At 72.5% G+C, this 12,839-nt stretch carries 9 protein-coding genes; 7 read left to right on the top strand and 2 right to left on the bottom strand.

Features of this window, described 5'->3' with window-relative positions; genetic code table 11:
• Positions 1-19: 19 nt before the first annotated feature.
• Entirely contained in the window at positions 20-1,261 is a 1,242-nt protein-coding gene (locus AC3EN4_RS12885) for an MFS transporter (RefSeq protein ID WP_435206139.1), read from the bottom strand.
• A gap of 120 nt (positions 1,262-1,381) precedes the next feature.
• Between AC3EN4_RS12885 and AC3EN4_RS12880 the strand changes: the two genes are divergently transcribed.
• From AC3EN4_RS12880 to AC3EN4_RS12860, 5 genes are all read left to right on the top strand, one after another.
• The gene (locus AC3EN4_RS12880) at positions 1,382-3,175 is read left to right on the top strand and encodes an HSP90 family protein (RefSeq protein ID WP_435206138.1); all 1,794 of its coding nucleotides are present in this window, start codon (positions 1,382-1,384) and stop codon (positions 3,173-3,175) included.
• Positions 3,172-6,036, top strand: coding sequence for a hypothetical protein (locus tag AC3EN4_RS12875; protein ID WP_435206136.1), 2,865 nt, complete (start codon positions 3,172-3,174; stop codon positions 6,034-6,036). Before AC3EN4_RS12880 ends, AC3EN4_RS12875 begins: the two co-directional genes overlap by 4 nt.
• Before the next feature lie 66 nt (positions 6,037-6,102).
• The gene (locus AC3EN4_RS12870) at positions 6,103-6,702 is read left to right on the top strand and encodes a TetR/AcrR family transcriptional regulator (RefSeq protein ID WP_355048539.1); all 600 of its coding nucleotides are present in this window, start codon (positions 6,103-6,105) and stop codon (positions 6,700-6,702) included.
• A gap of 71 nt (positions 6,703-6,773) precedes the next feature.
• Positions 6,774-8,111, top strand: a complete 1,338-nt coding sequence (locus AC3EN4_RS12865) for an acetyl-CoA carboxylase biotin carboxylase subunit (RefSeq protein WP_435206135.1) — start codon at positions 6,774-6,776, stop codon at positions 8,109-8,111.
• Positions 8,112-8,308: 197 nt separating this feature from the next.
• The gene (locus AC3EN4_RS12860) at positions 8,309-9,229 is read left to right on the top strand and encodes a hydroxymethylglutaryl-CoA lyase (RefSeq protein WP_435206134.1); all 921 of its coding nucleotides are present in this window, start codon (positions 8,309-8,311) and stop codon (positions 9,227-9,229) included.
• Between the two features lie 56 nt (positions 9,230-9,285).
• Here AC3EN4_RS12860 and AC3EN4_RS12855 read toward each other — a convergent pair whose 3' ends face one another.
• Positions 9,286-9,858 carry a snapalysin family zinc-dependent metalloprotease gene (locus AC3EN4_RS12855; protein WP_435206133.1) on the bottom strand — a complete coding sequence of 191 codons (573 nt, stop codon included), beginning with the start codon at positions 9,856-9,858 and terminating at the stop codon, positions 9,286-9,288.
• A gap of 176 nt (positions 9,859-10,034) precedes the next feature.
• Between AC3EN4_RS12855 and AC3EN4_RS12850 the strand changes: the two genes are divergently transcribed.
• A complete protein-coding gene (locus tag AC3EN4_RS12850) occupies positions 10,035-11,567 on the top strand; it encodes an acyl-CoA carboxylase subunit beta (protein ID WP_435206132.1) in 1,533 nt (510 codons plus the stop codon).
• Between the two features lie 72 nt (positions 11,568-11,639).
• Positions 11,640-12,788, top strand: a complete 1,149-nt coding sequence (locus AC3EN4_RS12845) for an acyl-CoA dehydrogenase family protein (RefSeq protein ID WP_435206131.1) — start codon at positions 11,640-11,642, stop codon at positions 12,786-12,788.
• Positions 12,789-12,839: the final 51 nt, after the last annotated feature.

The raw sequence follows: 12,839 nt of genomic DNA, 5'->3' as shown, positions 1-12,839 counted from the left end.
CGGCCGCCCGTGGTGCGCGTCAACCGACAGACGCACGGGAGGGCGGAAAAGGTTGGACCGATTTTCCGGCCGGTCGCAGTATCCGCCACGCCACCACCGTCACCAGCGCGAAGACACCCGCCGCCGCGCCCACCACCGGAGGAGTCCCGTACGCGGCGGCGACCAGCCCGGCGAGCCCCGCGCCGACCGGGGCGGTGAGCAGACCGATCATCCGCTGGGCCGCACCGACCCGACCGAGCAGCCTCGATGGCACCTGCCGCTGACCGTACGACGCCCACAGGCTGTTCCACACCACCGTCCCAGCGGCGAAGGCGGCCAGCGCGAATCCGCCCGGCACCGGATGCCGAGCCAGCGCGAACCCGGTCAGCGCCAGGGTCTCGGCGGCGAGAACCGCGCCCAGCGCGGGCACCGTGCCGAGCCGGGCGGCGAGCCGGTCCGACCCCAGTGCCCCGGCCACCCCGCCGAGGATCGCCACCGCGGCGAACAGCCCGTACCCGGCCGGCGGCACCCGCAGTACGTCCAGCGCGTAGAGCACCAGCACCGCCATGATGCCGGAGATCGCCAGGTTGCTCGCCGCCGCGAGCAGGGTGACCCGCCACATGGTCCGGTGCCCGCGCAGCCACCGCACCCCCTCGACGATGTCGCCCCACACCGACCCGTGCCCGGTGGCCGGCCGGACGGGTACCGCGGCGGGCGGGGCGAGGGCCAGCACGAGCAGCGCGGCCGCCGCGAAGGTGACGGCGTCGAGAGCGAACGGCAGGGCCGGAGCGGCGGCGAACAGGACACCGGCGGCGGGAGCGCCGAGGAAACCGCCCGCCACCGCCGCACCCGCCTGGAGGCGGCCGTTCGCCCGGGGCAACGCGGCCGGCGGCACCAGGGCCGGGAGCAGCGCGAACGAGGCGGAGTCGAAGAGCGTTCCCAGCGCGGCGAGCAGGAACGCGGCCACCAGCAGCAGACCGATGCCGGCCCGGTCCGCGGCCACCGCCACGGCCAGCGCCGCCACCACCGCGGCGCGTACCCCGTCGATGCCGGCCATCGTCCGGCGACGGTCCCAGCGGTCCGCGTACACCCCGCCGAGCAGGCCGAAGAGCAGCGGTGGCAGCTGCGCGGCCACGGTGACCGCGGCGATGACCCGGGGGTCGCGGGTCAGCGTGGCCGCCAGCAGCGCCAGCGCCGGCGTTCGCAGCGCGTCTCCGAAGCGGGACGCCACGGCGGCGGACCAGAGCAGCCGGAAGTCCCGGCCCAGAGCGGAGGAGGTCATGCCGCCGACCGTGCCGGTTCGACCGGGTCGAGGGTCAAGCCGCCGGGCGAAAGGGGGACGCGGGCAGTCGGTGATCTTGGGTACGGTGAGCGCCGGCATCGGGACCGGGGAGAGCACAGCGTGGACCACACCTTCCAGGTCGACCTGCGTGGCGTGGTCGACCTGCTCAGCCACCACCTCTACGGGAGCCCTCGGGTCTACGTCCGGGAGCTGCTCCAGAACGCCGTGGACGCGATCACCGCCCGGCGGACGACCGAGCCGGACGCGCCAGCGCTGGTCCGGATCGAGCCTCCGGAGCTGACCGGGGACGGCACCCTGCGCGTGCACGACACCGGCGTCGGCCTGACCGAGGCGCAGGTACACGAGCTGCTGGCGACGATCGGCCGCAGTTCCAAGCGGGACGAGCTGGGCTTCTCCCGGCACGAGTTCCTCGGCCAGTTCGGCATCGGCCTGCTCTCCTGCTTCCTGGTGGCCGACGAGATCCAGGTGCTCACCCGGCACGGCGACGACCCCACCGTCCGGTGGACCGGGTACGCCGACGGCCGGTACGCGGTGACCGTGGCGCCGCCGGAGGAGGCCCGCGCGGAAGTGGGCACCACCGTGACGCTGGTGCCCCGCCGGGACGCCGATCAGTGGTTCGGCACCCCGACCGTCGTCGACCTGGCGCGGCTCTTCGGCGCGCTGCTGCCGGTCACCGTCCGGGTCGGCGACGTGGTCACCACCGTCGGTGAACCGCCCTGGCCGACGACGCCGGGAGCGCCGGTCGACCGGGCGGCCCTGATCGCGTACGCCCGCGAGACGCTCGGCGTGGACCCGTTCGACGTGCTGCCGCTCAGCGTTCCCGAGGCCGGGCTGACCGGTGTCGCCGTCATCCTGCCCACCCCGGTGAATCCGGCGGCCCGCGCCGGGCACCGCGTCTACCTCAAGCGGATGCTGCTCACCGAGAACGCCGACGGGCTGCTGCCGGACTGGGCGTTCTTCGCGCACTGCGTCGTCGACGCGACCGAGTTGCGTCCGACGGCCAGCCGGGAGGCCCTGTACGAGGACACCCTGCTGACCGCGACCCGGGAGGCGCTCGGCGACCAGGTACGCGGCTGGCTGGTCCGGCTGGCGCGGCACGACCCGCACCGGCTGGCCGAGTTCCTCCAGGTGCACCACCTCGGCGTGAAGGCGCTGGCGCTGCACGACGACGACATGCTCCGGCTGGTCGACAGGTGGTGGCCGATGGACACCAACGTCGGCACGCTCACCCTGGCCGAGTTCCGGGAACGCTACGGGGTGGTCCGCTACGCGGCCAGCCTCGACGAGTTCCGCCAGCTCGCCGCGGTGGCCGCCGCACAGGACCTGGCGGTCATCAACGCCGGCTACACGTACGACAGCGAGCTGATCGAGCGGCTGCCGGCGGTGGACCGCTCGGTGTTGATCGAACGGCTCGAGCCGAGCGACCTCACCACCCGGTTCGACGCCCTCGACCCGTCCGTGGAACTGGCGCTGCGGCCGTTCCTCACCGCCGCGCAGCGGGCCGTCGAGCGGTCCGGCTGCGAGGTGGTCATCCGGGCGTACGACCCGGTCTCGCTTCCCGCGCTCTACCTGGTCAGCCGGTCGGCGGCGTTCAACGACCAGCTCGCCGCCAGCCGTGACCGGGCCGACGAGCTGTGGGGCGGGGTGCTCGACGCGCTCGCCGCCACCGCGCCGCCGGACCGCCCGCAACTGGTGCTCAACCACCGCAACCCGCTGGTGCGGCGGGTCACCATGCTGGGCGACCCGGAGCTGGTCGGACTCGCCGTCGAGGCGCTGTACGGGCAGGCGCTGCTGCTCGGGCACCATCCGATCCGCGCGGCCGACGCCGCGCTGTTGAACGATTCCTTCCTCGGCCTGCTCGGCCGGGCCGTGCCGGGACGGGAGCAGGAATGAGCGACGAGGACCTGTGGCGGGTGCTGCGCGGCATCGCCGACATGCCGTACGGGGCAGGCCAGATCGCCGCGCTGGAGCAGTTGCTGCGCCGGGTGGACGCCGCCGACGACCGGCACCTCGCCTTCGTCACCCGCATGCAGGCGACGACCGGGTACGTCTACGGTGGCGAGCCGGCGAAGTCGTTCGTGACGTTCTCCTGGTGCCTGTCCGAGTTCGACCGGGACCCGCAGCCCTACCACCAGCGTCACCTGCACCAGTTGCTGTGGCACTTCAAGTACATGGTCTCGGGACTGCTGAAGTTCCCCGAGGTGCCCCTGGACCGCACGTACGCCGTGCTCGACGACATGGAGCGGCGCTACCGGGCCGGCGGGCACAGCCTGCAGACCGTCCACAAGCACCGGTTCCGGGTCGCCGACCACGTGGGCGACGCGGAGGCCGCCGCGCACTGGTACCGGCTGTGGCAGACGACGCCCCGCGACGACCTGTCCGACTGCGCGGGTTGTGATCCGACCAGTCAGGTGGGTTACCTCGCCGACACCGGTCGGGACGCCGAGGCGGTCGCCCTCGCCGAGCCGGTGCTCGCCGGCCGGCTCACCTGCACCGAGCAGCCGCAGTCGATCCTCACCGCGCTCCTGCTGCCGTACCTGCGGACCGGTCGGGGCGAGTCGGCGCGCGACGCGCACCGGGAGGCGTACCGCAAGCTGCGCGGCAGCCTCGCCGACCTGTGGGACATCGGCGACCACGTGGAGTTCTGCACCCTGACCGGCAACGAGGCGCGGGCGGTCGAGCTGGTCGAGCGGCACCTGGACTGGCTGGACCGGCCGCCGTCGCCGGCCGCCGCCATGCACTTCGCGGCCACCGCCGCCGCCGCGCTGCGGCAGGCCGGCGGGGCGACCGTGTACCGCCGTGCCGCCGAGGGTCGGCCGGCGGCCGAGGTGCCGGCGTCGGCGCTGGCCGACGAGTTGGCCCGAACGGCGACCGAGCTGGCCGCCCGCTTCGACGCCCGCAACGGGACCAGCCACCAGTCGCAGTGGATCGAGCGGCGGCTCGCCGTCCGGCCCGACGGCGAGCACCTGCCGCTCTCCGCGAGCGTCCGGCGTCGGCCGTCCCGCCCCGGCGGGGACGCGCCGGCCGGTGCGGCGGCGTCGTCCGAACGCCCCGGCCGGGCACCCGTCGAGGTGTCCACCGTGGCTCTGCCCACCGACGCCGACGACCTGTTGACCCTCGCCGAGGAGAGCTGGGGCCGACACGACCGGGCCACCTTCCGGGCGGCGCTGGCCGCGTACGACGACCGGTTCGACGCCGCCGCCCTACCGGCGCGGACGGTCGCGCACCGGCTGGCGATGCGGGCCGCCGAGCGGGGCGACGAGGACGACGTCGAGGGCGCGGTCGAGCTGAACCGGGCGGCACTGGAGCTGTACCGCTCGGCCGGCGAGGAGCTGCCCGCCCAGGTCGTCGCGGGGCGGCTCGGGGTGCTGCTGACCCGCGCCGACGAGCACGCCGAGGAAGGGCTGACGCTGGTCCGGGAGGCGGCCGAGACGCTGGATCGGCTCGGCGACGCCCGGCAACGCGCCGCCGGGTACGACCGGCTGGCGTTGGCGCTGCTGCACCGGCAACGCTGGGCGGACGCCCTGTCGGCTCTGGACCGGGTGCCCGCCGACGCGGGCGGCGACACGCACCTGGCGGCCCGGGTAGCGCTGCACCGGGCCCATCTGCTGGAGCAGTCCGACCGTGTCGACGAGGCCCGCGCCGCCGCCGAGAACGCCCGCCGGATCGCCCGTGAGCTGGGCATCGACGAGCTGGTCGTGGCTGCCTGCCTGACCTGCGCCCGGACGGTCGACGATCCGGCCGAGGCGGTGGTCGCCTGCGACGAGGCGCTGCGGGTGGCGTCGGCGGACGCGGAGCTGCCCGTACGGGTGGCCCGCGCGCGGGCACTGCTCTCCGCCGGCCGGGCCGCCGACGCGGTGGACGACTTCGTCGAGGCGGTGACGCTATGCGTGGAACGTGGCGCCGAGGGGGACGCGTTCCTGCGCTGGGAGCTGGCGAACGCGTACCGGGTGGTGGGCCGGCTCGCCGAGGCGGCCGAGGTCGCCGAGGAAGCCGTGCTCGGCCTGGACCGCCTGGGCGCGCAGGCGGAGGCCGACCGCTGCCGGCATCTGCTGGCCGGCGTCTACAGCGGGCTCGGCGAGATCGACCCAGCGCTGGCCCTGCTGGAGCAGTTGGCGGTCAACCTGGACGGCCCGGACAACCTGCCCAACCGGGCGCAGGTGCTGGAGGAGGCCGGCGGGATCCTGTACGACGCCGACCGGGACGCCGTGGCCGCCGAACGGTTCGCCGCCGCCGCCTCGGCGTACCGGCTCGCCGAACTGCCCCTGGATGAGCTGCGTGCCCGTCGCCGGGAGGCGTACGCGTGGTTCTGGTCGGACAACCTGCCGGAGGCGGTACGCGTCGTCGAACTGGCGGACGGGCTGGCGTCAGCGTTGGCCGGGCAGGCGGAGCCGACGCCACCGGTGACGTACGAGCTGGCGATGACGGCCGAGACCGGCGCGCGGGTGCTGACCGGGGAGGGCCGGGCGGACGAGGCGCTGGAACGGCTCGCCGGGGTGCCCGACCGGCTGCGGTCGATCGAGGCGTTCGGTGAGGCGGCCCAGGTGGAGGTCCTCGTCGGTGAGCTGCTGCTCCGACTGGACCGGCCGTCCGAGGCCGAGCCGCTGCTGCGTCGCGTACTCGGTGGCCTGCCGGCCGGCTCACGGCCGGTCCGCCAGACGGCGTGGTTGCTGGCCCGTGCGCTGGACCTGCTCGACCGGTCCGACGAGGCGGCCGCCCTGCGGCAGAAGCACGACCTCGACCCGGACGACTGACCGCCGCGACCGACCGACCGGTAACCGTCGCCCCACCGGGTTCAGCGCGCGGTCTACGCTTGCCCGGTGACGGTGGAACAGCAGGCACGGGGGGCGGCGGGTACGGGCCGGCGTCGGTCCCGCAAGGACGAGATCCTGGAGATCGCGGTCGGTCTGTTCGCCGCCCGTGGCTACCACGGTGTGTCGATGGACGACATCGGCGCGGCAGCCGGGGTGACCGGTCCGGCGCTCTATCACCACTTCGCCGGCAAGGAGGCGATGCTGGCCGCCGCGCTGATCCCGGTCAGCGAGGGGCTGCTGGCCGGCGGGCGGGAACGCGCCGCCGGGCACCCGGACGACCCGCGCGGTGTGCTGGAGTCCCTGATCGACTTCCACGTCGAGTTCGCGCTGGCCAATCCGGCGGTGATCGCGCTGCACCTGCACGAGTTGGACCGCCTGCCGGAGGAGCCGCGGCGACGGATCCGCCGGCTGCAACGGATGTACGTCGAGGAGTGGGTGACGGTGCTCACGGCGCTGCACCCGGGCATGCCGGACGGCGAGGCGCGGGTGCTCGCGCACGCCGCGTTCGGCCTGATGAACTCGACCCCGTTCCTCGGTGGTGAGGTGGACCGGCGACGTCGTGCCGAGCTGCTGCGCGGAGCGACCCTGGCCGCACTGCTCGCCTGAGCCGACTCGTCAGAAGTGCGCCGGTCATGATTCCCTGAGATCGTCCCAACATCCGGACGCCGGGAGGAAACATGATCGAGTCACTTTTGGTCGCCAATCGGGGCGAGATCGCCCGCCGGGTCATCCGGACCGCCAAGCGGCTCGGGATTCGCGCGATCGCGGTGTACTCCGAGGCGGACGCCGACCTGCCGTTCGTCACCGAGGCGGACGAGGCGGTGCTGATCGGCCCGCCGAACCCGGCGCAGAGCTACCGCAACGTCGAGGCGATCCTCGCCGCCGCGAAGTCGACCGGCGCGCAGGCGATCCACCCCGGCTACGGCTTCCTGTCGGAGAACGCGGAGTTCGCCCGTACCGTCGAGGCCAGCGGGCTGATCTGGGTCGGACCGGGCGCGGACGCGATCAGCGCGATGGGCGACAAGATCAATGCCCGGAACCTGATGGCGGCGGCCGGCGTGCCGGTCGCGCCCGGCACCACCGACCCGGCCGCCGACCTGGCCGCGGCCGTGGCGGCCGCAGCCGAGATCGGCTACCCGGTGATGGTCAAGGCCGCCGCCGGTGGCGGCGGCATGGGCATGGGCGTGGCCGTCGACGAGGCCGCGCTGCGCACCGAGTACGACAAGGTGCGCGCCTTCGCCGAGCGGATGTTCGGTGACGGCTCGGTGCTGATCGAGCGGTACTTCCCCCGGGTACGGCACGTCGAGGTGCAGATCCTCGGCCTGGCCGACGGTCGCGTGGTGGCGCTGGGCGAGCGGGAGTGCTCGGTGCAGCGACGCAACCAGAAGCTGGTCGAGGAGTCCCCGTCGCCGGCGGTCTCGCCGGAGCTGCGGGCGCGCCTCCTGGCGGCGGCGGTACGCGCCGGCGAGGCGGTCGACTACCGCAACGCGGGGACCGTGGAGTGCCTGCTCGACCCCACTTCCGGTGACTTCTTCTTCCTGGAGATGAACACCCGCCTTCAGGTGGAGCACCCGGTGACCGAGTACGTCTACGGGATCGACCTGGTCGAGGAGCAGTTGCGGGTGGCGTCCGGGCTGGCGCCGACGTTCGACCCGGACGCGCTCACGCCGAGCGGGCACGCCATCGAGATGCGGATCAACGCGGAGGACCCGAAGCGGTTCCTGCCCGGCCCCGGCGTGATCAGGACGTGGGTGGAGCCGACCGGCGAGGGGGTCCGGGTGGACTCCGGCTACACCGGGGGCAACACGGTCACCCCGTTCTACGACAGCCTGCTGGCCAAGCTGATCGTCACCGGTGACACCCGGGACGAGGTGCTCGAACGCGCGCAGGAGGCGGTGGCCGCCTTCCAGATCGAGGGCCCGAAGAACAACGTTCCCTTCTTCGCCGAATTGCTGGGCAACGAGGAGTTCCGCTCCGGCGCGTACGACACCGGCATCGTCTCCCGGATGCGCTGAGCCCTCGCCGGCCGTCGCGCTGTCGTCCTCCGGCGGCGCGGTGGCACTGGCATCCGCGCCCTTTGCTCTGCTTACCTGGACGCAACAGCGGATGTCCGGATACCGGACGATCGGTGTTGCGTCAGTTGAAGCAGTGCAAAGGGCGCGCGTGGCACCCCGATCCTCCGTACCGATCCGACGTCACAGCGAGGTGACCGATGAGCCAACTGCCAGACTCCGTCTCGATCCGCGAGGTCGGGCCGCGGGACGGTTTGCAGAACGAGGACCCGATCCCGACCGACGCCAAGGTGCGGCTGCTCGACGCGCTCTCCGCCACCGGCGTCCGCCGGATCGAGGCGGTGTCCTTCGTACATCCGAAGGCGATTCCGCAGATGGCCGACGCCGACGAGGTGTGGCGGCGGGCCGCGAAGGCCGACGGGGTGCGGTACTCGGCGCTGGTGCCGAACACCCGGGGCGCGCAGCGGGCCCTGGCCGCCGGCTTCACCGAGATCGAGGTGGTGGTGTCGGCGAGCGACACGCACAACCGCCGCAACGTCAACCGCTCGACCGACGAGTCGCTCGACGACATCGCCGAGCTGATCGACCTGCTGCACGGCGCGTCCGCGCGGGTCGAGGTGATCGTGGCGACCAGTTTCGGCTGCCCGTACGAGGGGGACGTCGACCCACGTCGGGTCGCCGGCATCGTCGACCGGGTGGTCCGCGACGGCGCGGACCGGGTCGCCTTCGGGGACACGACCGGCATGGGCACGCCGCGCCGGGTCCGGGAGCTGGTGACCGCGGTACGCGACCGCAACGCGCACGTGCCGGTGCTGCTGCACTTCCACAACACCCGGGGTACGGCGTTGGCCAACCTGCTGACCGCGCTGGAGCTGGGGGTGACCGAGTTCGACGCGAGCGTGGGCGGTCTGGGCGGCTGCCCGTACGCGCCGGGGGCGAGTGGCAACCTGGCCACCGAGGAGGCGGTGCACATGCTGCACGACATGGGCATCGACACCGGCATCGACCTGGAGGCCCTGATCGAGGCGGCCGAACTGGCCGAGGGGTTGCTCGGCAAGAAACTGCCGTCGGGCGTGCTGCGGGCGGGCCCGCGTACCCGGCTGACGCCGATGCCGAGCTGAGGACACGCGGGAGGGGCCGGCGGTTCGCCGGCCCCTCCGTGTCGTGCGGGGTTCGGTCAGCCCACCGTGGTGAGCGCCGCCGGCCAGCTGTCGCGGAAGATGTCCGCGCTGCGGTCGGTGCTGCGCTCGGTGGCGCTGAACGTGCCGGCGAAGAGGCTGCTCACCCGGTTCGCCTCGGTGGTGCTCGGGTACGGGTTGGTGCAGCTGGTGCCGGCGCTACCGCCGGACATCAGGATCGCGCAGTTGCCGTTGTAGTTGTCCGGCAGGCCGAGGATGTGCCCGATCTCGTGGGTCATGATCCGCAGCGGGCTGTACTGGGCCGCCTGCTGGGTGTCGATGTAGACCCGGCCGTTGCCGAGACTGGTCCGCACGGCGTACGAGCCGCCGCCGGTGATCTGGTAGATCCGCAGGTTCGAGCCGCAGTTCGCGGAGAGCGTCAGGTTGACGGTGGCGTTGTTCCAGATCGAGGCGGCCTGGTTGGCGGTGCCGGCGTAGGCGCCTGCCTGGCTGGTGTTGTAGCAGATGGTCATCGCGGCGGACGCGGGCGCGGGGTTGGCGACCGTGACGCCGAGCGTGGCACCTGCCGTCGCGACCAACGCGACAGCGAGCCGACTGAGTCGTGAGGTCATCGCTGACTCCTATCCGGGAGGGGGTGCCAGGAGCCTATCCACAGCCATCAATACATTTCAATGCTTGACTGTTTGGGGATCTCGGGTGTCACGTCTGGGAGGCGTCGGCTCGCCGGAGGGTGTCCGGATGCGATAGCCTAACGATCGTTCAGGTCAGCACGGGCGAGGGAGTCGGCGTGACGCTCGACGGTGAGGCGCTGGAACAACTGCGCAAGCGGGCCCGGTCCGGCGGCGCGGACAAGTACCACGCCGCCAATGAGGCCAAGGGCAAGCTCTTCGCCCGCGAACGTGTCGCGCTCCTGGTCGACGAGGGTTCCTTCGTCGAGGACGGCCTCTACGCCAACGCGCTCGCCGACGGACTGCCGGCCGACGGCGTGGTCACCGGCACCGCCACCATCGACGGCCGGCAGGTCTGCCTGATGGCCAACGACTCCACCGTGAAGGCCGGCAGTTGGGGCGCCCGTACCGTCGAGAAGATCATCCGGATCATCGAGCGCGCGTACGCCACCAGCGTGCCGATGGTCTACCTGGTCGACTCGGCCGGCGCCCGGATCACCGACCAGGTCGACCTCTTCCCCGGCCGCCGGGGGGCCGGCAAGATCTTCTGGAACCAGGTCCGCGCCTCCGGCTCGATCCCGCAGGTCTGCGCGCTCTTCGGCCCGAGTGCCGCCGGTGGGGCGTACATCCCCGCGTTCTGCGACGTGGTGGCGATGGTCGACGGCAACGCCAGCATGTATCTCGGCTCCGACCGGATGGTCGAGATGGTCACCGGGGAGAAGACCACCCTGGAGGCGATGGGCGGGGCCAAGGTGCACACCGCCGAGTCCGGCGTCGGGCACTTCCTCTGCAAGACTGAGGCCGACGCGCTCGACGTGGTGAAGACCTACCTGTCGTACCTGCCGGCGAACTGGACCCAGCCGCCGCCGGCCGCGCCGGCGGTCGCCGCGCCCGCGAAGGCCGACCTGGCCGCGCTGGTGCCGGCCAGCGAGCGGCAGGCGTTCGACATGCGACGGTACGTCAAGGGCCTGCTCGACGAGGGTTCCTTCTTCGAGATCCAGGCACTGTGGGCCAAGGAGCTGACCATCGGCTTCGGCCGCCTCGACGGCCAGGTCGTCGGCGTGGTCGGCAACAACTCGTTGTTCAAGGGCGGTGTGCTCTTCGTCGACTCGGCCGACAAGGCGACCCGGTTCGTGCAGCTCTGCGACGCGTTCAACGTGCCGCTGCTCTTCCTCAGCGACGTGCCCGGTTTCATGGTCGGCAGCGCGGTGGAGAAGCAGGGCATCATCCGGCACGGCGCGAAGATGATCACCGCGATCTCCGAGGCGACGGTGCCGAAGATCTGCGTGGTCGTTCGCAAGGCGTACGGCGCGGGCCTGTACGCGATGGCCGGCCCCGGTTTCGAGCCGGACGCGACGATCGCGCTGCCCACCGCCAAGATCGCGGTCATGGGTGCCGAGGCCGCCGTGAACGCCGTCTACGCCAACAAGATCGCGGCCATCGAGGACGAGGCCGAGCGGGCCGCCTTCGTGGCCGCCAAGCGGGCCGAGTACGAGCAGGACATCGACGTCGTCCGGCTCGCCAGCGAGCTGGTGGTGGACGCCATCGTCGAGCCGCACGACCTGCGCGACGAGTTGGTCCGCCGGTTCGCGGCGGCACGCACCAAGGACCGCACCTTCTCCCGGCGTCGGCACGGCGTCACCCCGGTCTGACCCGCACCGCCACCCGCCACCCGTCTCGGCGTCACGAGCGTCGAGGGCACCCGTCCCCACCAGGAGGATGAGATGGACTTCCGGCTCACCGACGAACAAGCGGCGCTGCGGGAGAGCGTGCGGGACTTCGCCCGCGAGGTGGTCGCCCCGGTCATCGCCGAGCACTACGAGCGGCACACCTTCCCGTACGAGGTGATTCGGCAGATGGGCAAGATGGGCCTGTTCGGCCTGCCCTTCGCCGAGGAGCACGGCGGGATGGGCGGCGACTACTTCGCGCTCTGCCTGGCCCTGGAGGAGCTGGCCCGGGTCGACTCCAGCGTGGCGATCACGTTGGAGGCGGCCGTCTCACTCGGCGCGATGCCGATCTACCGGTTCGGCACCGATGAGCAGAAGGCCACCTGGCTGCCCCGGCTGCTCAGCGGGGAGGCCCTGGCCGGCTTCGGGCTGACCGAACCGGGTACCGGTTCCGACGCCGGCGGCACCCAGACGCGGGCCGTGCTGGACGGCGACGAGTGGGTGATCAACGGCGCGAAGGCGTTCATCACCAACTCGGGCACCGACATCACCGCCATGGTGACCGTCACGGCGGTGACCGGCACCAACCCGGACGGCTCCAAGGAGCTGTCGACGATCATCGTGCCCACCGGCACCCCCGGATTCACGGTGGCGCCCGGGTACTCCAAGGTCGGGTGGACCGCCTCGGACACCCATGAGTTGACCTTCGACGACTGCCGGGTGCCGGCGGCCAACCTGCTCGGCGAGCGGGGCCGGGGTTTCGCACAGTTCCTGCGGATCCTCGACGAGGGCCGGATCGCCATCGCCGCGCTCGCCGTCGGCCTCGCCCAGGGCTGCGTCGACGAGTCCATCAGGTACGCGAAGGAGCGGTACGCCTTCGGCCGGCCGATCGGTGACAACCAGGCCATCCAGTTCAAGATCGCCGACATGGAGCTGAAGGCGCACACCGCCCGGCTGGCCTACTACGACGCCGCCGCCCGGATGCTCGCCGGCGAGCCGTTCAAGCGGCAGGCCGCCATCGCGAAGCTGCACGCGAGCACGATCGCGGTGGACAACGCCCGGGAGGCCACCCAGATCCACGGCGGCTACGGATTCATGAACGAGTACCCGGTCGCCCGGTTCTGGCGGGACTCCAAGATCCTGGAGATCGGCGAGGGCACCAGTGAGGTGCAACGCATGATCATCGCCCGCGATCTGGGTCTCTGACCCCACCGGAGGGCACCGGCGACCGAGCCTCGTCGATCAACCGGCCGCTGT

It is taken from the genome of Micromonospora sp. bgisy143 (assembly GCF_057708145.1).
This window is presented reverse-complemented; position numbering and strand designations above follow the sequence as displayed.

Bases quoted from the DNA above. Each gene is read 5' to 3' on its own strand.
- AC3EN4_RS12860 (WP_435206134.1), top strand. From the start codon at position 8,309: ATGAGCCAACTGCCAGACTCCGTCTCGATCCGCGAGGTCGGGCCGCGG.
- AC3EN4_RS12865 (WP_435206135.1), top strand. From the start codon at position 6,774: ATGATCGAGTCACTTTTGGTCGCCAATCGGGGCGAGATCGCCCGCCGG.
- AC3EN4_RS12845 (WP_435206131.1), top strand. From the start codon at position 11,640: ATGGACTTCCGGCTCACCGACGAACAAGCGGCGCTGCGGGAGAGCGTG.
- AC3EN4_RS12855 (WP_435206133.1), bottom strand. From the start codon at position 9,858: ATGACCTCACGACTCAGTCGGCTCGCTGTCGCGTTGGTCGCGACGGCA.
- AC3EN4_RS12885 (WP_435206139.1), bottom strand. From the start codon at position 1,261: ATGACCTCCTCCGCTCTGGGCCGGGACTTCCGGCTGCTCTGGTCCGCC.
- AC3EN4_RS12875 (WP_435206136.1), top strand. From the start codon at position 3,172: ATGAGCGACGAGGACCTGTGGCGGGTGCTGCGCGGCATCGCCGACATG.